Genomic DNA, 17,396 nt, shown 5'->3' with positions numbered 1-17,396 from the left:
ATTTGCATTTTCTATGAATAAACTCAAAAACACTCTCAGAAGAGGGTTTTGGCTAGCCGCATAGAGGGGCATTACGCCCCTCTATATAGAAGAGAAGCCTTAAAGCACTCCCGAACGCGTCAAAGCCTCAACAGCCTCGACCTGCATTCCCAATACTCGCTGCAGGACCTGCGCAGTGTGTTCACCCAATAGAGGAGGGGCATTACGGTACTCCACGGGCGTCTCGGAGAGGCGAATCGGGCTGGCGACCTGAGGCACAACCCCCGCCAACGCATGGGGCAGCTCAACAGCCAGCCCACGAAACACAACCTGCGGATCGGCAAATACCTGGGCCAGATCATTAATCGGCCCACACGGCACTCCTGCCTTCTCCAACTGACTTACCCACTCAGCAGTAGTCTTGAATACCGTCGCTTGGCGAATCAATGGAATCAACAGCGCCCGATTAGCCACCCGCAGCTTGTTAGTAGCAAACCGAGGATCATCTGCCCACTGCGGCTGACCCGCTACCTCAGCAAACTTACGAAACTGCCCGTCATTACCCACGGTGAGGATAAAGTCTCCGTCCGCGGTCGGAAAATCCTGATAAGGCACTATATTAGGGTGCGCATTGCCCAAGCGCTTGGGAGCAGCTCCCGTGGTCAGATAGTTCATGGCCTGATTAGCCAGACAGGCCACCTGTACATCCAGCAACGCCATATCGATGTGCTGGCCGCCGCCGCCCTGATCCCGATGAGCCAAGGCCGCCAGAATCGCCACCGTCGAGTACAGCCCGGTCAGAATATCGGTCAACGCTACACCGACCTTCACCGGCCCAGCCCCCTCATCCCCCTCAGGGCGTCCGGTCAGGCTCATCAGCCCACCCAACCCCTGAATCATGAAGTCATAACCCGCCCGCTTGGCATAGGGACCGGTCTGACCAAACCCGGTGATCGAGCAATAGATCAGCCTCGGATTGATTGCCTTGAGCGATTCATAGTCCAAGCCATATGCAGCCAGCCCACCAACCTTGAAGTTCTCGATGACAATGTCCGACTTGGCAGCCAGCTCACGCACCAACTGCTGCCCCTCGGGACGAGTGAAATCGATGGTCACTGACTGCTTGTTACGGTTGGCCGACAGGTAATAAGCAGCCTCCGTGGTGTTCTCGCCATAAGCATCTTTAAGGAAGGGCGGCCCCCAGGCGCGTGTATCGTCACCATTGCCCGGACGCTCAACCTTGATGACCTCGGCCCCCAGGTCCGCAAGGATCTGCCCGGACCAAGGCCCGGCCAGTACCCGCGATAAATCCAGTACCCGCAGATGCGATAACGCGCCCATGGTCGCCCTCCTATTAATAGAACGCCTGGATACCGGTTTGTGCACGTCCGAGAATCAGCGCATGCACGTCGTGAGTGCCTTCGTAGGTATTGACCACCTCCAGGTTCACCAGGTGACGGGCGATACCAAACTCATCGGAGATACCGTTGCCACCCAACATGTCACGAGCCATCCGCGCGATATCCAGAGACTTGCCGCAGGAGTTGCGCTTCATGATCGAGGTGATCTCCACCGCCGCGGTCCCTTCATCCTTCATCCGCCCCAGACGCAGGCAGCCCTGAAGGGCGAGAGTAATTTCGGTCTGCATGTCTGCCAGCTTTTTCTGGATCAACTGAGTCGCGGCCAGAGGACGACCGAACTGCTGACGATCAAGGGTGTATTGACGCGCGGTGTGCCAGCAGAATTCCGCCGCGCCAAGCGCGCCCCAGGAGATGCCGTAGCGTGCCGAGTTCAAGCAAGTGAAAGGACCTTTCAGACCACGCACATCCGGGAAGATGTTCTCTTCCGGGACAAAAACGTTATCCATGACGATCTCGCCAGTGATCGACGCCCGCAGGCCCACCTTGCCATGAATGGCTGGAGCGCTCAGACCTTTCCATCCTTTCTCCAGAACGAAGCCACGGATATCACCAGCGTCATCCTTGGCCCAGACCACAAACACATCCGCGATCGGACTGTTGGTGATCCACATCTTGCTACCGGTCAGGCTGTAGCCACCTTCGACCTTGCGCGCACGAGTAATCATCGCGCCCGGGTCAGAGCCATGGTTCGGCTCGGTCAGACCAAAGCAGCCAATCCACTCGCCAGAGGCCAATTTCGGCAGGTACTTCTGCTTTTGCGCTTCGGTGCCGAACTCGTTGATCGGCACCATCACCAGGGACGACTGCACACTCATCATGGAGCGGTAACCCGAGTCCACGCGCTCCACTTCACGAGCGATCAGGCCATAGCACACATAGTTCAGGCCACTGCCGCCGTACTGCTCGGGAATGGTCGCGCCCAGGAGGCCGACTTCACCCATTTCACGGAAGATGGCCGGGTCGGTCTTTTCATGGCGGAAAGCTTCCAGAACCCGTGGTGCCAGCTTGTCCTGAGCGAACTGCTCGGCACTGTCGCGGACCATGCGCTCTTCTTCAGTCAGTTGCTGGTCCAGCAGAAGGGGATCGATCCAGTTGAAGCTTGCTTTGCCGCCCATGAGTGAATCCTCGTGAAGTAGGTCAACTATCGTGGGCTGATCCTAGGCCCAGCAGGAGCCTCCCGGCAAACGAGGATTTTGCATACTGTTGTGCTAATTTCTCACTTCGTGACGGCAAAAAGTGCCATCTACAGCCACCATTAGTGAGATAGCCGTACATGCGCAGAAAGATCCCCAGTACCGCCGCCCTGATCAGCTTCGAGGCCGCCGCCCGTCACGAGAGCTTTACCAAGGCGGCGCAGGAGCTTTCCCTGACCCAGGGCGCCGTCTGCCGACAGATCGCCAGCCTAGAGGAGTTCCTCAGCGTAGAACTCTTCCGACGCTCGCGGCGGGGGGTCAAACTGACTGAAGCCGGCCTTTCCTACAGTCGACGGATCGCAACTCAACTGGATGCCGTAGAGCGCGACACCCTTTCCGTGATGGGTCAGCAAGGCGCCAATGTCATCGAACTGGCAGTGGTACCGACCTTCGGCACTCAATGGCTGCTACCACGCCTCAAGGACTTCCAGAAACAACACCCCGAAGTCACCGTCAACCTGACCAACCGCACACGCCCCTTCCTCTTCGCCGACACCTCCTTCGACGCGGCCATCTACTTCGGTGACGCCGACTGGTCCGGCACTCAGTCCCATCGCCTGATGGGCGAGCATCCAGTGCCGGTGTGCAGCCCGACCATACTGGGCAACCACCAGCAACTGAATGCCGAAACCATTGCCGAGCTGCCCCTGTTGCAGCAGACCACACGTCCCTACGCCTGGCGACAGTGGTTCAACTCACAACAAATGAGCATCCCCCGCGACATGACAGGGCCACGCTACGAGCTATTCTCCATGCTCGCCCAGGCAGCCATGCACGACATGGGCATCGCCCTGATTCCAGCCTTTCTCATTCAGCGCGAACTGGCGGAAAAACGCCTGGTGATTGCCAACCCTCAAGCACTCACGAGCATCAAGGCGTACTACCTGATGATTCCTGAGCGCAAGGTTGAATCAGCCTCTTTACGGGCATTTCGCGACTGGCTAGTAAACCAGGCGAACAGCTACAACCTTGGAAAATAAAGGCTACACGCCAATAGCTGACCCCGTAGTCAACTAATTAAAAGCCCTACAGATATAACTATTTGTCGCATTTAGACAGACTGTACCGACACCTTGAACAATCGTTCTACAAGCGCCTAACCACGCGGCTTGTAGGGTTTATTTAGAGGCGATGTAAGACTATTCACACCACCGATGAGAAAAATCTTAATTTCATGTCTAAAGCCTTGAAAGGCGCGGCTTACAAGGGTTTAAGTCTGTACGTTGCGACATTCGGTCACGGGGTGACTTGTAGTTAATTTTCCGTCACTAGTCAGAATCCCTTGAAGGCCTCAAAGTTCGCCTGCAAAATGCCGCGCCCCGCTGTGATTTCAGCGGGATCGTGCTGATCGGCCGCCCCAGCCGCACCCTCCTCAGTGCGCTGGCCTTCTAAGAAAGATCGAAAGCAATAAGATCAAGCAGGAGATTTGACGTGCACATTGGTGTTCCTCTCGAAACCCAGACGGGTGAAACACGGGTTGCTGCAACCCCGGAAACCATCAAGAAGCTGATCGGCCAGGGTCATAAAGTCACTGTGCAAAGCGGCGCCGGCATTAACGCCAGCGTGGTCGACAGTGCCTATGAAGCGGCAGGGGCAACCATTGGCAACGCCAACGATGCCTTTGGCGCCGAACTGATCCTCAAGGTAGTGGCCCCCAGTGACAGCGAGCTGGCTCTGATCAAGAGCGGCACCGTGTTGGTGGGCATGCTCAATCCGTTCAGCAATGAAACCATCGCCAAGCTGGCCGAACGTGGCATTACTGCCTTCGCCCTCGAGGCGGCACCACGCACTTCCCGGGCCCAGAGCCTGGACGTGTTGTCGTCCCAGGCCAACATTGCCGGCTACAAGGCTGTGCTGCTGGCCGCCCACTACTATCCGCGCTTCATGCCAATGCTGATGACCGCCGCTGGCACCGTCAAAGCAGCCCGCGTACTGATCCTCGGCGCCGGTGTAGCAGGGCTGCAGGCCATCGCCACGGCCAAGCGCCTGGGCGCTGTGATCGAGGCATCGGACGTGCGCCCAGCGGTGAAGGAGCAGATCGAGTCCCTGGGGGCCAAGTTCGTCGACGTGCCTTACGAGACCGACGAAGAGCGCGAGTGCGCTGTAGGTGTCGGTGGCTACGCCCGTCCCATGCCGGCCAGCTGGATGCAGCGCCAGGCCCAGGCGGTCCACGAGCGTGCAAAGCAGTCCGATATCGTCATCACCACCGCGCTGATCCCAGGTCGCAAGGCACCGACGCTGCTGAGCGCCGAGACCGTCGCCCAGATGAAACCCGGCTCGGTGGTCATCGACCTGGCAGCAGCACAGGGCGGCAACTGCCCGCTGACCGTAGCGGATCAGGTCGTGGTCGAAAACGGTGTAACCATCGTCGGCCCGACCAACCTGGCCGGCGCGGTAGCTGCAGATGCCTCGGCGCTGTACGCCCGCAACCTGCTGGACTTCCTGAAGCTTGTCTTCACTAAAGAAGGGCAGTTCGAAGTCAACCTCGAAGACGACATCGTCGCCGCGTGCCTGATGTGCCGCGACGGCCAAGTCATCCGCAAAAACGCCTAAGCAGGGATTCAGACGATGGAAGAGCTTATCTCCCCCGGTATCTACAACCTGATCATCTTCGTGCTGGCGATCTATGTCGGTTACCACGTGGTCTGGAACGTCACACCCGCACTGCATACGCCGCTGATGGCGGTGACCAACGCCATTTCCGCCATCGTCATCGTCGGCGCCATGCTGGCTGCCGCCCTGACCGTGACCCCGCTGGGCAAGACCATGGGCACCCTGGCCGTTGCCCTGGCCGCGGTCAACGTGTTCGGTGGCTTCCTGGTGACCCGCCGCATGTTGGAAATGTTCAAGAAGAAAGCGCCCAAAGCCGTGAAAGAAGAGGTGCAGAAGTAATGAGTATGAACCTGGTAACAACCCTCTATCTGATTGCCTCGGTGTGCTTTATCCAGGCGCTCAAGGGGCTTTCGCACCCGACCACGTCCCGACGCGGCAACCTGTTCGGCATGCTGGGCATGGCCCTGGCGGTACTGACCACCATTGGCCTCATCTATAAGCTCGGCGCAGAACTGGCCACCGCCGGCATCGGCTACGTCATCGTGGGCCTGCTGATCGGCGGCACCGCCGGTTCGATCATGGCCAAGCGCGTCGAGATGACCAAGATGCCGGAGCTGGTGGCCTTCATGCACAGCATGATCGGTCTGGCCGCGGTGTTCATCGCCATTGCCGCCGTGGTCGAACCGCAGTCTCTGGGCATCGTCAAACACCTGGGCGATGCGATCCCCGCTGGTAACCGCCTGGAACTGTTCCTCGGCGCGGCCATCGGTGCCATCACTTTCTCCGGCTCGGTGATCGCCTTCGGCAAGCTGTCGGGCAAGTACAAGTTCCGCCTGTTCCAGGGCGCACCGGTACAGTTCGCCGGCCAGCACAAACTCAACCTGGTGCTGGGCCTGGCCACCCTCGGCCTGGGCGTGACCTTCATGGCCACCGGCAACCTGGGCGCCTTTGCCCTCATGCTGGCCCTGGCCTTCGTCATGGGTGTGCTGATCATCATCCCGATCGGCGGCGCCGACATGCCAGTGGTGGTATCGATGCTCAACAGCTATTCGGGCTGGGCAGCGGCAGGGATCGGTTTCTCCCTGAACAACTCGATGCTGATCATCGCCGGCTCCCTGGTGGGCTCCAGCGGCGCGATCCTTTCGTACATCATGTGCAAGGCGATGAACCGTTCGTTCTTCAACGTGCTGCTGGGCGGTTTCGGCAACAGCGCCGATGCGGGCGGCCCGGCCGGTGCACAGGAAGCCCGTCCGGTGAAATCCGGCTCGGCTGACGATGCGACCTTCCTGCTGACCAACGCGGACACCGTGATCATCGTTCCCGGCTACGGCCTGGCGGTAGCGCGGGCCCAGCACGCGCTGAAAGAGCTGACCGAGAAGCTGACCCACCGCGGCGTGACCGTGAAGTACGCGATCCACCCGGTAGCAGGGCGCATGCCCGGCCACATGAACGTATTGCTGGCCGAAGCCGAAGTGCCTTACGACCAGGTGTTCGAGATGGAAGACATCAACTCCGAGTTCGGCCAGGCCGACGTGGTGCTGGTCCTGGGTGCCAACGACGTGGTCAACCCGGCGGCGAAGAACGATCCGAAATCGCCGATCGCCGGCATGCCGATCCTCGAGGCTTTCAAGGCCAAGACCATCATCGTCAACAAGCGCTCCATGGCCAGTGGTTATGCCGGCCTGGACAACGAACTGTTTTACCTGGACAAGACCATGATGGTCTTCGGCGACGCCAAGAAAGTCATCGAAGACATGGTCAAAGCCGTCGAATAAAGCTGCTTTAGCGCAATAACCCAAACCTCAGCCTTTAGTAGGCTGGGGTTTTTTATTTACACCATAAAGCCGACAGAAGGCTCTAGATCAGGGCCTTTCATTCGACCTTTGTCGCGGGGCGTTTTTTTTTGAAATCACTAGACTGCGCTTCTTGCTTCCGTTGCCCGAGATAACAATCCATGTACCGTGATCGTATCCGCTTGCCTTCGTTGTTGGATAAGGTGATGAGCGCCGCCGACGCTGCCGCCCTGATTGAGGACGGCATGACCGTCGGCATGAGCGGCTTCACCCGCGCCGGTGAAGCCAAGGCCGTGCCCCATGCCCTGGCCGAACGGGCCAAGGTGACCCCGCTGAAAATCAGCCTCATGACCGGTGCCAGCCTGGGCAACGACCTGGACAAGCAACTCACCGAAGCCGGCGTCCTGGCCCGGCGCATGCCGTTCCAGGTGGACAGCACCCTGCGCAAGGCGATCAACGCCGGCGAAGTGATGTTCATCGACCAGCACTTGTCGGAAACCGTCGAGCAACTGCGCAACCAGCAGCTCAAGCTGCCGGACATTGCAGTGATCGAGGCTGTCGCCATCACTGAGCAGGGCCATATCGTGCCGACCACTTCGGTGGGCAACTCCGCCAGCTTTGCGATTTTCGCCAAGCAGGTGATCGTCGAGATCAACCTGGCGCACAACCCAAACCTGGAAGGCCTGCACGACATCTACATCCCGACTTATCGCCCGACCCGCACGCCTATTCCCCTGGTCAAAGTCGATGATCGCATCGGCAGCACGGCCATTCCGATTCCTGCGGAAAAGATCGTCGCCATTGTCATCACCAATCAGGCCGATTCGCCATCCACCGTCTCCACCCCGGACAGCGAAACACAAGGCATCGCCAATCACCTGATCGACTTCCTCAAGCAGGAAGTGGATGCCGGACGCATGAGCAACAAGCTCGGCCCGCTGCAGGCGGGCATCGGCAACATCGCCAACGCGGTGATGTGCGGCCTGATCGAGTCGCCGTTCGAGAACCTGACCATGTACTCCGAGGTGCTGCAGGACTCGACCTTCGACCTGATCGACGCCGGCAAGCTCAGCTTCGCCTCGGGCAGTTCCATCACCCTGTCGAGCCGGCGCAACGCCGACGTGTTCGGCAATCTGGAACGCTACAAGGACAAGCTGGTTCTGCGCCCCCAGGAGATCTCCAACCACCCGGAAGTGGTGCGCCGCCTGGGCATCATCGGCATCAACACCGCTCTGGAGTTCGACATCTACGGCAACGTCAACTCCACCCACGTCTGCGGCACGCGGATGATGAACGGCATCGGCGGCTCCGGCGACTTCGCTCGCAACGCGCACCTGGCGATCTTCGTCACCAAGTCGATTGCCAAGGGCGGGGCGATTTCCAGCGTGGTGCCCATGGTCAGCCACGTGGACCACACCGAGCATGACGTCGACATCCTGGTGACCGAGATCGGCCTGGCAGACTTGCGTGGCCTGGCGCCACGTGAGCGGGCCCGGGTGATCATCGACAACTGTGTGCATCCGTCCTACCGCGACGCGCTGAATGACTACTTCACCAAGGCCTGCGCCCTGGGTGGTCACACACCACACATACTGCGTGATGCCCTGAGCTGGCACATCAATCTGGAAGAAACCGGGAAAATGCTCGCCGAGTGATTGATACAGTTGGCAGCTGACGCAAACACAGTTTCGTCAGCTCGCCAGCTCCCCACCAAAGCTCGACAAAAACTGTACTGCTGTACCGGTCTTTTCCTCGCCTAAAACCGTTAACTTCCAATCAAAAACCGCCTAAACGCACCAAAAAGGTGCTGACAGGTACAGTTGCGCCATTTACGAACAGTACAGCCTCTATAAACAGTTAACTGGTCCTTCACAATACAGATGAACTGTATCTACAGAGTCTTGCGCGGGAAGAGGATCATGGGCACCAGTTAAACCACTACCTGATCCCGCCACAAGCGGAAGGATGTCAACCATGGAACGTACACTCAGTTCCGAACTGTTCTTCGAAGACAAAGCTGAAAAAACCCAGGCTTCCCTGCCTCTGCGCGTTATTGCCAACCTGATGCTGTGGCAGCGCCGCATCTCCAGCCGCCATCAACTGGCTCGTCTGGATTCGCGCCTGCTGGCCGATGCCGGGATCAGCGAAGCACAACGCTACGAAGAGCTGAGCAAGCCGTTCTGGCGCTAACTCAGCGTCGCTGGCCCTGACCCTCCGGGTCCACCGCCAGCACCCCGAATTGCACACACAAAACCCGTCGCAGGAAACTGCGACGGGTTTTGTCGTTCTGGGCCGATGGCAAACGTTCTGAGGTGAAGGATCGTCTGCATCAGACAACGACAGGTACAGTTATACCGAAACAAAAAACAATAGGTACAGTTCAAGCCCTAGCCTGTCTGTCTCTTCGCCGAGAAACCCAATAGCTTGATGCTGCAAGCCAATCGTTCGACGTCTCGACGAGGACGGCGTCATGAATTCATGGGCGGCAGCCTCCACCCCTGACACAGATCTGTGCGAATAGAACAGCTCAGCCTAATATCTGAAGTGACGTAACGACTTTCTTCCGAGTTGCGTCAGATCCATCAGACACAGCACCTCGCAGTGGCTGCCCGGCGTCTCACTCAGCGCCCTTAAATTGTCTGTTCATTCACAGGAGCTACCCATGTCCCGTCTTCGCCTGCTCAGCACTGCCGCACTGCTGGCCCTGGCTACCAATGCCCACGCCACCAGCCTGATCGTGACCACTGATGCCATTGTCGGCGCCCTCAAGGCCACGACCGATGCAACTTCCGACGTCACCTCCTCCCTGCGCGACAACAAGATTGTCCGCGCTGCCCGGGATGACGCCGCCAGCTTCGTCGCCACCGACGGCGCAATTCGCGGGGTAAAACTGGAAAGTGCCTTCGCCCACATCCGCCAACAAGCCCCTCAACTGCAGGCCACTGATACACAACTGGCTCAGGCAATCCTGGCGATCTGACCTGCCGCTTCAGGTGCGTGTACGCACCTGAAACCCTCTGCACTGGCCCTGCCCGGGCCATTGCGCTAGCCTTGGCGCTGGTTTTCAGCTGTCGAGACTATTGGGTTTGTTCCGAATTTCGCTTTTCGCTCCACTATTGATCGCTGTCTGTTGGGCCTCCTCGGTGCAGGCATTTGACCTGACGACCCAGAGCTCGGTCATCACGGCTTACGCTACAAGCCAGGTGACCTCGGCGCCCTTCGACCATAAACTGCTGCTCGCCGCCCAGGATGACGCCGCCGCCTTCATTGCGACCGACGGCCAACTGCGTGGGGCACGCCTGGAGTCCGCACTGAAGTATCTGCGGCAACACCAGGCAAAACTTCATGCCAGCGACCTTGAACTGGCGCAGGCAATTCTCGTCCAATAGCCATCCCTGTTATTCCGGAGTCGTTCCATGCGTAGCCCGCTGATTGCCGCCACCCTTGGCCTGCTGTTGTTGGCCGACGTGGCCCAGGCACAAACCCTGGTGGCCACCAGTAATATCATCGTCCGCGCCTCTGGCCGCACGATCGATTTCACCTCGGACACCACCACCTCGATCCGTGACTCCAAAGTCGTGCGCGAAGCCCATGACGATGCCGCCAGCTTTGTCGCCAGCAATGGCGATATCCGTGGCGCACAACTGGAAGCCGCCTTCACGGCACTGCGCACCCAATTGCCGGAAGCCCGTAACGCCAGCGATCAGGTCCTCGCCGAAGCTATCCTCGCTCTGTGAAGCCAGTTTTCGCCTGGCTGCTGGCCGGGACCCTGGGGCTGCTCTGTGGCACCGCCCAAGCCGACCTGCAATTGCGCCTCAAGACCGATGGTTTGAGCCCGGCGCAACAACGCGCCAGCCAGGCGCTGCTGGATGAAGCGATGCAGGCACTGCCGCCGCGCTTCATCCAGCAACTGGATCGCACCATTGATGTCGGCTGGACCGACCAGATGCCCGACAATGCCTATGGCGCGGCATCCCTGGTTGCGGAACTGGACCTCAATCGTGCCCTGTTGCCCAGCCTGGCCGATGGCTCGGCTGCGACGCAGAAGACCAGTCGCCCCCATGGCACCGTGCGCCGGGAACTGCTCGCTACCGTACTTCATGAACTGACCCACATTTATGATCGTGCGCGTTTATGGCCCAGCGCCGAACGCAGCCTGATCCAGCGCTGCACCCGCAAGACCGGTACTTCCGGCCTGATCGGCCTGCCGGATGAGTGCCGGGGCCAGAACGATCGCCGCTTTACCCTCAGCGACGACCCGCGGCTGCTGGACCTGGCCGGCTGGCCGCAATATGTCGGTCGCCGCGGAGAGCGGGAACAGCACAACCGGCAGGTTGCCCGCAGTCCGGACCTCTACGAGATCACCAACCCGAAAGAGTTCGTAGCGGTGAACATGGAGTATTTCCTCCTCGATCCGAGCTACGCCTGCCGCCGCCCGGCGCTGTATCGCTACTACCAGGAACATTTCGCCTGGGCCCCTGCCGCCAAGGACAATTGTGCCCAGTCCTTTGCCTTCCTCAACGCCGGCAACGACTTCGCCAAGACGCCCCTGGGCAAGGTCGACCCGGAACGGGTCTACGCGGTGGACTACCTGCTGGCCGAGGCCAACCAGAACTGGGTCAGCCGCTGGGGCCACAGCATGCTGCGCCTGGTGATCTGTGCTCCGGGCCGCCCCCGAGGCCCGGATTGCCGCCTGGACCTGGACCAACACCTGGTGCTGTCCTACCGCGCCTTTGTCGGCGACGTACAGCTGTCCAGTTGGGATGGCCTGGTGGGCAAGTACCCTTCGCGGTTGTTCGTCCTGCCGCTGTCGCAAGTCATCGATGAATACACCAAGACCGAACTGCGCAGCCTGGCATCCGTGCCCTTGAAGCTGTCACGCAGAGAGATCGAGGAAGTGGTGGAGCACGCCGCCGAGATGCACTGGAGCTACGACGGCAACTATTACTTCCTGTCCAACAACTGCGCAGTGGAGAGCCTCAAGCTGCTGCGCAGCGGCAGCAACAACAAACAACTGATCGGCCTCGACAGCATCATGCCCAACGGCTTGCTGGAAGTGCTCAAGGGCAGGGGACTGGCGGACACCAGCGTGCTCGGCGATCCCCGGGAAGCGCTGCGCCTGGGCTATCGCTTCGACTCCTTCCGCGACCGCTACCAGGCCATGTTCGAAGTGATCAAAAAGCACCTGCCGATCAAACAGGCCAGCGTCGAAGACTGGCTGTCATTGAGCGCTGCGCAACGCCGCCAGTGGTTCGACCGGGCCGACCTGCGAACCAGCGCGGCCTTGCTGCTCCTGGAGCAGGCCAGCTATCGCCGGCAACTGTTGCTGGCTCAGGACGAGGTCAAGCAGCGCTACCTGGGCGCCCGGGAACTGAAGAATGGCGGCATGGAAAAAGCCAACAAGACCCTGCAGGAAATTCTCGCCAACAGCGGCTTTCTCAGCCGACCGGCGGAACTGCTGGGCAGCAGCGGCTATGGCTTGCCCCAGCCCGGTGAATGGCAGCGCCTGGAGTCCGAAAGCAGCGAGCGGCAGAAACAGCTGCAATCGCTGACCGGCGAACTGGACAAGGAAGTACGGGCGTTGCTCGAACCAGCCCGGGCCGCCGAGATCGCCGCCAACGAGGCCAACCTGAAACAGGTGGGCGAGCATCTGCGGGCTCTGCACAAGGCCGCGGGTGGGTTGGAGCTACCTTGAAAGCTTCGCCGGCAAGCCGGTTCCTACAGAGTTTCCTCGGGTTCTTCCGGCAGTTGCTCGTCCAGGTGCAGCCAGGGTAGCCGGCTGTCGGTCCAGATATGCCGGTCCGCAGGCGCCCGTTCCGGGTGATCCAGAGTGGCAATGGTGACATCGATGCTGTCCGGGCTCAGGTGGGTAACCAGTGCCAAGTGAGCACCACAGTCAGCGCAGAAATAGCGCGCACAACTTGCAGATGAGTCGTAGCGCGCGGGAACGCCTTCCAGCCACTTGAAAGCCCGGGCGGGCAAAGTGATCCAGGTGGTCACCAGACCGCCGCTGACCCGGCGGCAGATCGAGCAATGACAGTGGGCGATATCCCGCAGTGGCCCGCTGAACTGGTAGCGCAGCCGCCCGCAGTGGCAGCCGCCGGTGTGCAACTCACTCATGTGCATTCCTCTTTTTGGCCCATGCCCGTCACTTTATGCCGCTGGTCGCCTGCCGCAACATCCACCGTTTCCTTTCAATGCCGAAAGCTGGCTGAAAGCTTCCCCGATTAGGATCGCCTCCACTACCGGCAAAAGACCGGTTGGCCACAGCGGGCGTTTCTGGCGCTCCCGGCCCTATTAACAACAACAATGGTGATTCTGATGTCCGCTCGTACCCGCCTGTTCGCTTCGACTCCTCCCGTACGCCTCGTGCTTGCCGTTCTGCGCTGATCCCACCCGGTTCGCCATTCCCTAGCCGCGCTACGCCTGGAGTATTCCCATGCTGACTTTCCTTGGCTTTGCCATGGTCATCACGTTCATGTTCCTGATCATGACCAAGCGCCTGTCCGCGCTGATCGCCCTGATCATCGTGCCGATCCTGTTCGCCCTGTTCGGCGGTTTCGCACCGAAGATCGGTCCCATGATGCTTGAAGGCATCACCAAGCTGGCGCCCACCGGCGTGATGCTGATGTTCGCCATTCTGTATTTCGCCCTGATGATCGACTCCGGCCTGTTCGACCCGGCGGTGCGCAAGATCCTCAAGCTGGTCAAGGGCGACCCGCTGAAGGTCTCGGTCGGCACCGCCGTGCTGGCCCTGGTGGTGTCCCTGGACGGTGACGGCGCCACCACCTACATGATCTGCGTGGCCGCCATGCTGCCGTTGTACAGCCGCATTGGCATGAGCCCGCGGATCATGGCGGGCCTGATCATCCTCGCCGGCGGGGTGATGAACATGACCCCCTGGGGCGGCCCGACCGCCCGCGCCGCCAGCGCTTTGCACGTGGACCCGTCGGACATTTTCGTGCCGATGATCCCAGCCATGCTGGCCGGCGTGGTGGCGATCCTGGCGATCGCCTATCTGTACGGCAAACGTGAGCGTGCACGCCTGGGCGAACTGCACCTGGCGGGCGATGAGATGGATCACAGTGAAATCAGCGTCTCGCAGTACCCCGACGCCCGTCGTCCGAAGCTGATCTGGTTCAACGGTGCCCTGACCTTCGCCCTGATGTGCGCGCTGATCGCCGGGCTGCTGCCGTTGCCCGTGCTGTTCATGGTGGCCTTCAGTATTGCCATGATCGTCAACTACCCCTGCCTGCAGCAGCAGAAGGACCGGGTCGCGGCCCACGCCGGCAGCGTGCTGGCAGTGGTCGGGCTGATCTTTGCTGCCGGTATCTTCACCGGCATCCTGTCCGGTACCGGCATGGTCGACGCCATGTCCAAGAGCCTGCTGGCAGTGATCCCTGAAGCCCTGGGGCCCTATCTCGCAGTGATCACCGCGCTGGTGAGCATGCCGTTCACCTTCTTCATGTCCAACGACGCCTTCTACTACGGCGTATTGCCAGTGCTGGCAGAAGCCGCCAGTCATTACGGCATCACGGCGGTGGAAATGGCCCGGGCGTCGATCGTCGGCCAACCGGTGCACTTGCTCAGCCCGCTGGTACCCTCGACCTATCTGCTGGTGGCCCTGGCTGGCATCGAGTTCGGCGATCACCAGCGCTTCACCCTCAAGTGGGCAGTGCTGGTCTGTCTGTGCATAATGTTCGCCGCTCTGCTGATGGGGATTTTTCCGCTGTTCAGCACGCTATAAAAGCAATGATTCTTCGCTCGGGCCGGCTTCCCGGCCCGGGCCATAACAACCGCTCAAAGGAATACACATGGAATGGCTGACCAACCCGGAAATCTGGGTTGCCTTCTTTACCTTGACCGCCCTGGAAATCGTCCTGGGCATCGACAACATCATCATGATTTCGATCCTGGTCAGCCGCATGCCCAAGCACATGCAGGCGCGCACCCGGATCTTTGGCCTGGCCCTGGCCATGGTCACGCGGATTCTGTTGCTGCTGTCGATCACCTGGGTCATGCGCCTTACGGCCGATCTGTTCGTGGTCTTCGGCCAAGGCATTTCCGGGCGGGACCTGATCCTGTTCTTCGGCGGCCTGTTCCTGCTGTGGAAAAGCTCCCAGGAGATGTACCACGCACTGGAAGGTGAAGACGAAACCCTGGATGAACCCAAAGGCAAGGGCGGCAACTTCATCTACACCATCATCCAGATCGCCATCATCGACATCGTCTTCTCCCTGGACTCGGTCATCACCGCAGTGGGCATGGTGTCCCATGTGCCGGTCATGGTGGCGGCGATCATTGTCGCGGTCCTGGTGATGATGCTGGCGGCCGGCGCCATCAGCGAATTCATCGACAAGCACCCGTCGCTGAAGATGCTCGCGCTGTCGTTCCTGCTGGTGGTCGGTACCGTACTGATCGCCGAGGCCTTCGAAGTGCACGTACCAAAAGGCTACGTCTACTTCGCCATGGCCTTCTCCCTGGCGGTGGAAGCCATCAACATCAAGATGCGCACCGCCATCGCGAAGAAGAAAAAACAGCAGGACCCGGTGAAACTGCGCAAGGACATTCCTGGTCAGTAAACCGCCAACGCGCTACAGAAAAAGGGGCTTACGAGCCCCTTTTTCACGGTTGCAGGCAGCTGTTTTCATGACAGTTTTGTTTCAATCACCGGTTTAGCTATGCGATGCTGGCGTCCTGTGCGTTAGCCAACTACAGCTTAAATACATAACGTAGAACCTCGCGCAACAACGTCCACTGGTCCCGCTTGGGGCTCTTCACCCCAGGGGGGCCCTCTCATGCTGACCCTGCTCAATCTGCTTTCCGCCGTGGCCCTGCTGATCTGGGGCACGCACATCGTCCGTACCGGCATCCTGCGGGTCTACGGCTCCAACCTGCGCCACGTAATCGGGCAGAACATGGCCAGGCGACCGCTGGCCTTCGTCGCCGGCATCCTGGTAACCGCCATGGTCCAGAGCAGCAACGCCACGGCGATGCTGGTGACCTCCTTTGTCGGCCAGGGCCTGATGACCCTGACCCCGGCGCTGGCCACCATGCTGGGGGCCGATGTCGGTACCGCATTGATGGCTCGGGTGCTGACTTTCGACCTGTCCTGGCTGTCACCGTTGCTGATCTTCCTCGGGGTGATTTTCTTTCTGTCGCGCAAACAGACTCGCGCCGGCCAACTGGGCCGGGTCGGCATCGGCCTGGGCCTGATCATCCTGGCCCTGCAACTGATCGTCGAAGCCGCAGCGCCGATTACCCACGCCCAAGGGGTGAAGGTGCTGTTCGCCTCACTCACCGGCGACATCCTCCTGGATGCGCTGATGGGCGCGGTGTTCGCCATGGTGTCCTACTCCAGCCTGGCGGCGGTGCTGCTGACCGCCACCCTGGCCGGGGCCGGGGTGATCGGCCTGCCGGTGGCCATCGGCCTGGTGATCGGCGCCAACATCGGCAGCGGGGTGCTGGCCTTCCTCAGCACCAGCATGCAGAACACCGCCGGACGCCAGGTGGCGCTGGGCAGCCTGTTGTACAAGCTGATCGGCCTGCTGCTGATCATTCCGGTGCTCGACCCACTGGCCCACTGGATGGACAGCCTGGACTTCAGCCCGCAGGAAGTGGTGATCGGCTTCCACCTGTTGTACAACACCGTCCGCTGCCTGTTGCTGCTGCCCACTGTCGGCCCCATGGCCCGATTCTGTGCCTGGCTGATGCCCGAGCGCCCCCAGGACAACGGCCGTGCACGACCACGGCACCTCGATCCCACTGCCTTGGTCACCCCGAGCCTGGCCCTGGCCAACGCCGCCCGGGAAACCCTGCGCATCGGCGACCTGATCGACAATATGCTGGAAGCCATGCGCGATGTGCTGCGTGGCAAGCAGACCGCCATTACCCAGGAAATGCGCGCCCTGAGCGAGGATGTAGAAGCGCTGTACAGCGCCATCAAGCTGTACCTGGCGCAAATGCCCCGGGAAGACCTCAGCGAGCAGGACAGCCGGCGCTGGGCGGAGATCATCGAACTGGCGATCAACCTCAAGCTGGCCAGCGACCTGATTGAACGCATGCTGCGCAAGGTCCAGCAGCAGAAGACGTCGCAACGCCGCTCCTTCTCCGAAGTGGGTCTGGAAGAGCTGACCGGACTGCACGCGCAACTGATCGCCAACCTGCGCCTGGGACTCTCGGTATTTCTCAGCGCCGACCCGGAAAGCGCCCGTCAATTGCTGCGGGAGAAACGCCGCTTCCGCGCCCAGGAACGGCGCCTGGCCCACGCCCACGTCAGCCGGCTGCAGCGCAAGATTGTCCAGAGCATCGAGACCAGCTCCCTGCACCTGGAACTGATCGCCGACATGAAGCGTCTCAACTCGCTGTTCTGCAGCAGCGCCTACGTGGTCCTGGAAACCTCGGACACCGGGGCGCTGGAAATCGAGAACATGGCTGACATCACCCATTCACCCTGA

General features: G+C 60.4%; 16 protein-coding genes. 13 read left to right on the top strand and 3 right to left on the bottom strand.

Annotated features, from left to right (window positions below; translation table 11 throughout):
* Nucleotides 1-99: 99 nt before the first annotated feature.
* Together Q8O96_RS18525 and Q8O96_RS18520 are read right to left on the bottom strand one after the other, a co-directional pair.
* On the bottom strand, nt 100-1,320 hold the full coding sequence (locus Q8O96_RS18525; protein ID WP_305949192.1) for a CaiB/BaiF CoA-transferase family protein: 1,221 nt from the start codon (nt 1,318-1,320) through the stop codon (nt 100-102).
* 13 nt (nt 1,321-1,333) lie between these two features.
* The gene (locus Q8O96_RS18520) at nt 1,334-2,515 is read right to left on the bottom strand and encodes an acyl-CoA dehydrogenase (RefSeq protein WP_077933165.1); all 1,182 of its coding nucleotides are present in this window, start codon (nt 2,513-2,515) and stop codon (nt 1,334-1,336) included.
* 158 nt (nt 2,516-2,673) lie between these two features.
* Here Q8O96_RS18520 and Q8O96_RS18515 point away from each other — a divergent pair, with 158 nt between their 5' ends.
* The 10 genes from Q8O96_RS18515 to Q8O96_RS18470 all read left to right on the top strand — a co-directional run bounded on the left by Q8O96_RS18515 (nt 2,674) and on the right by Q8O96_RS18470 (nt 12,634).
* Nucleotides 2,674-3,573 carry a LysR family transcriptional regulator gene (locus tag Q8O96_RS18515; protein WP_102862523.1) on the top strand — a complete coding sequence of 300 codons (900 nt, stop codon included), beginning with the start codon at nt 2,674-2,676 and terminating at the stop codon, nt 3,571-3,573.
* 451 nt (nt 3,574-4,024) lie between these two features.
* A complete protein-coding gene (locus Q8O96_RS18510) occupies nt 4,025-5,146 on the top strand; it encodes a Re/Si-specific NAD(P)(+) transhydrogenase subunit alpha (protein ID WP_102862522.1) in 1,122 nt (373 codons plus the stop codon).
* 15 nt (nt 5,147-5,161) lie between these two features.
* A complete protein-coding gene (locus Q8O96_RS18505) occupies nt 5,162-5,485 on the top strand; it encodes an NAD(P) transhydrogenase subunit alpha (protein ID WP_005783507.1) in 324 nt (107 codons plus the stop codon).
* Nucleotides 5,485-6,921 carry an NAD(P)(+) transhydrogenase (Re/Si-specific) subunit beta gene (locus Q8O96_RS18500; RefSeq protein ID WP_016963710.1) on the top strand — a complete coding sequence of 479 codons (1,437 nt, stop codon included), beginning with the start codon at nt 5,485-5,487 and terminating at the stop codon, nt 6,919-6,921. Before Q8O96_RS18505 ends, Q8O96_RS18500 begins: the two co-directional genes overlap by 1 nt.
* Before the next feature lie 179 nt (nt 6,922-7,100).
* A complete protein-coding gene (locus Q8O96_RS18495) occupies nt 7,101-8,594 on the top strand; it encodes an acetyl-CoA hydrolase/transferase family protein (protein ID WP_102862521.1) in 1,494 nt (497 codons plus the stop codon).
* 319 nt (nt 8,595-8,913) lie between these two features.
* Nucleotides 8,914-9,129, top strand: coding sequence for a DUF1127 domain-containing protein (locus Q8O96_RS18490; RefSeq protein ID WP_011058498.1), 216 nt, complete (start codon nt 8,914-8,916; stop codon nt 9,127-9,129).
* A 472-nt stretch (nt 9,130-9,601) separates the two neighbouring features.
* Entirely contained in the window at nt 9,602-9,919 is a 318-nt protein-coding gene (locus Q8O96_RS18485) for a DUF2388 domain-containing protein (RefSeq protein WP_115581318.1), read from the top strand.
* Between the two features lie 115 nt (nt 9,920-10,034).
* Complete coding sequence (locus Q8O96_RS18480; protein WP_371826189.1) at nt 10,035-10,328, top strand: DUF2388 domain-containing protein; 294 nt, start codon at nt 10,035-10,037, stop codon at nt 10,326-10,328.
* Nucleotides 10,329-10,355: 27 nt separating this feature from the next.
* Complete coding sequence (locus tag Q8O96_RS18475) at nt 10,356-10,676, top strand: DUF2388 domain-containing protein (RefSeq protein WP_102862518.1); 321 nt, start codon at nt 10,356-10,358, stop codon at nt 10,674-10,676.
* The gene (locus tag Q8O96_RS18470; protein ID WP_305949191.1) at nt 10,673-12,634 is read left to right on the top strand and encodes a DUF4105 domain-containing protein; all 1,962 of its coding nucleotides are present in this window, start codon (nt 10,673-10,675) and stop codon (nt 12,632-12,634) included. Before Q8O96_RS18475 ends, Q8O96_RS18470 begins: the two co-directional genes overlap by 4 nt.
* Nucleotides 12,635-12,657: 23 nt before the next feature.
* Here Q8O96_RS18470 and Q8O96_RS18465 read toward each other — a convergent pair whose 3' ends face one another.
* Complete coding sequence (locus Q8O96_RS18465) at nt 12,658-13,059, bottom strand: GFA family protein (protein ID WP_102862516.1); 402 nt, start codon at nt 13,057-13,059, stop codon at nt 12,658-12,660.
* Between the two features lie 319 nt (nt 13,060-13,378).
* Between Q8O96_RS18465 and Q8O96_RS18460 the strand changes: the two genes are divergently transcribed.
* From Q8O96_RS18460 to Q8O96_RS18450, 3 genes are all read left to right on the top strand, one after another.
* Complete coding sequence (locus Q8O96_RS18460) at nt 13,379-14,686, top strand: CitMHS family transporter (RefSeq protein WP_102862515.1); 1,308 nt, start codon at nt 13,379-13,381, stop codon at nt 14,684-14,686.
* 67 nt (nt 14,687-14,753) lie between these two features.
* Nucleotides 14,754-15,521 (top strand): TerC family protein, encoded by a 768-nt coding sequence (locus tag Q8O96_RS18455; RefSeq protein WP_102862514.1) that lies wholly within the window; start codon nt 14,754-14,756, stop codon nt 15,519-15,521.
* A 216-nt stretch (nt 15,522-15,737) separates the two neighbouring features.
* Nucleotides 15,738-17,396 (top strand): Na/Pi cotransporter family protein, encoded by a 1,659-nt coding sequence (locus tag Q8O96_RS18450; RefSeq protein WP_102862513.1) that lies wholly within the window; start codon nt 15,738-15,740, stop codon nt 17,394-17,396.

Source organism: Pseudomonas sp. LPH60, from assembly GCF_030718165.1.
Classification (GTDB): domain Bacteria; phylum Pseudomonadota; class Gammaproteobacteria; order Pseudomonadales; family Pseudomonadaceae; genus Aquipseudomonas; species Aquipseudomonas danubii.
The sequence above is the reverse complement of the archived record's forward strand: the minus strand, read 5'-3'. Positions and strand labels throughout refer to the sequence as shown.

Coding starts and splice junctions, on each gene's coding strand:
- Q8O96_RS18485 (WP_115581318.1), top strand. CDS start 9,602: ATGTCCCGTCTTCGCCTGCTCAGCACTGCCGCACTGCTGGCCCTGGCT.
- Q8O96_RS18460 (WP_102862515.1), top strand. CDS start 13,379: ATGCTGACTTTCCTTGGCTTTGCCATGGTCATCACGTTCATGTTCCTG.
- Q8O96_RS18520 (WP_077933165.1), bottom strand. CDS start 2,515: ATGGGCGGCAAAGCAAGCTTCAACTGGATCGATCCCCTTCTGCTGGAC.
- Q8O96_RS18455 (WP_102862514.1), top strand. CDS start 14,754: ATGGAATGGCTGACCAACCCGGAAATCTGGGTTGCCTTCTTTACCTTG.
- Q8O96_RS18500 (WP_016963710.1), top strand. CDS start 5,485: ATGAGTATGAACCTGGTAACAACCCTCTATCTGATTGCCTCGGTGTGC.
- Q8O96_RS18465 (WP_102862516.1), bottom strand. CDS start 13,059: ATGAGTGAGTTGCACACCGGCGGCTGCCACTGCGGGCGGCTGCGCTAC.
- Q8O96_RS18505 (WP_005783507.1), top strand. CDS start 5,162: ATGGAAGAGCTTATCTCCCCCGGTATCTACAACCTGATCATCTTCGTG.
- Q8O96_RS18515 (WP_102862523.1), top strand. CDS start 2,674: ATGCGCAGAAAGATCCCCAGTACCGCCGCCCTGATCAGCTTCGAGGCC.
- Q8O96_RS18450 (WP_102862513.1), top strand. CDS start 15,738: ATGCTGACCCTGCTCAATCTGCTTTCCGCCGTGGCCCTGCTGATCTGG.
- Q8O96_RS18525 (WP_305949192.1), bottom strand. CDS start 1,320: ATGGGCGCGTTATCGCATCTGCGGGTACTGGATTTATCGCGGGTACTG.
- Q8O96_RS18490 (WP_011058498.1), top strand. CDS start 8,914: ATGGAACGTACACTCAGTTCCGAACTGTTCTTCGAAGACAAAGCTGAA.
- Q8O96_RS18495 (WP_102862521.1), top strand. CDS start 7,101: ATGTACCGTGATCGTATCCGCTTGCCTTCGTTGTTGGATAAGGTGATG.
- Q8O96_RS18475 (WP_102862518.1), top strand. CDS start 10,356: ATGCGTAGCCCGCTGATTGCCGCCACCCTTGGCCTGCTGTTGTTGGCC.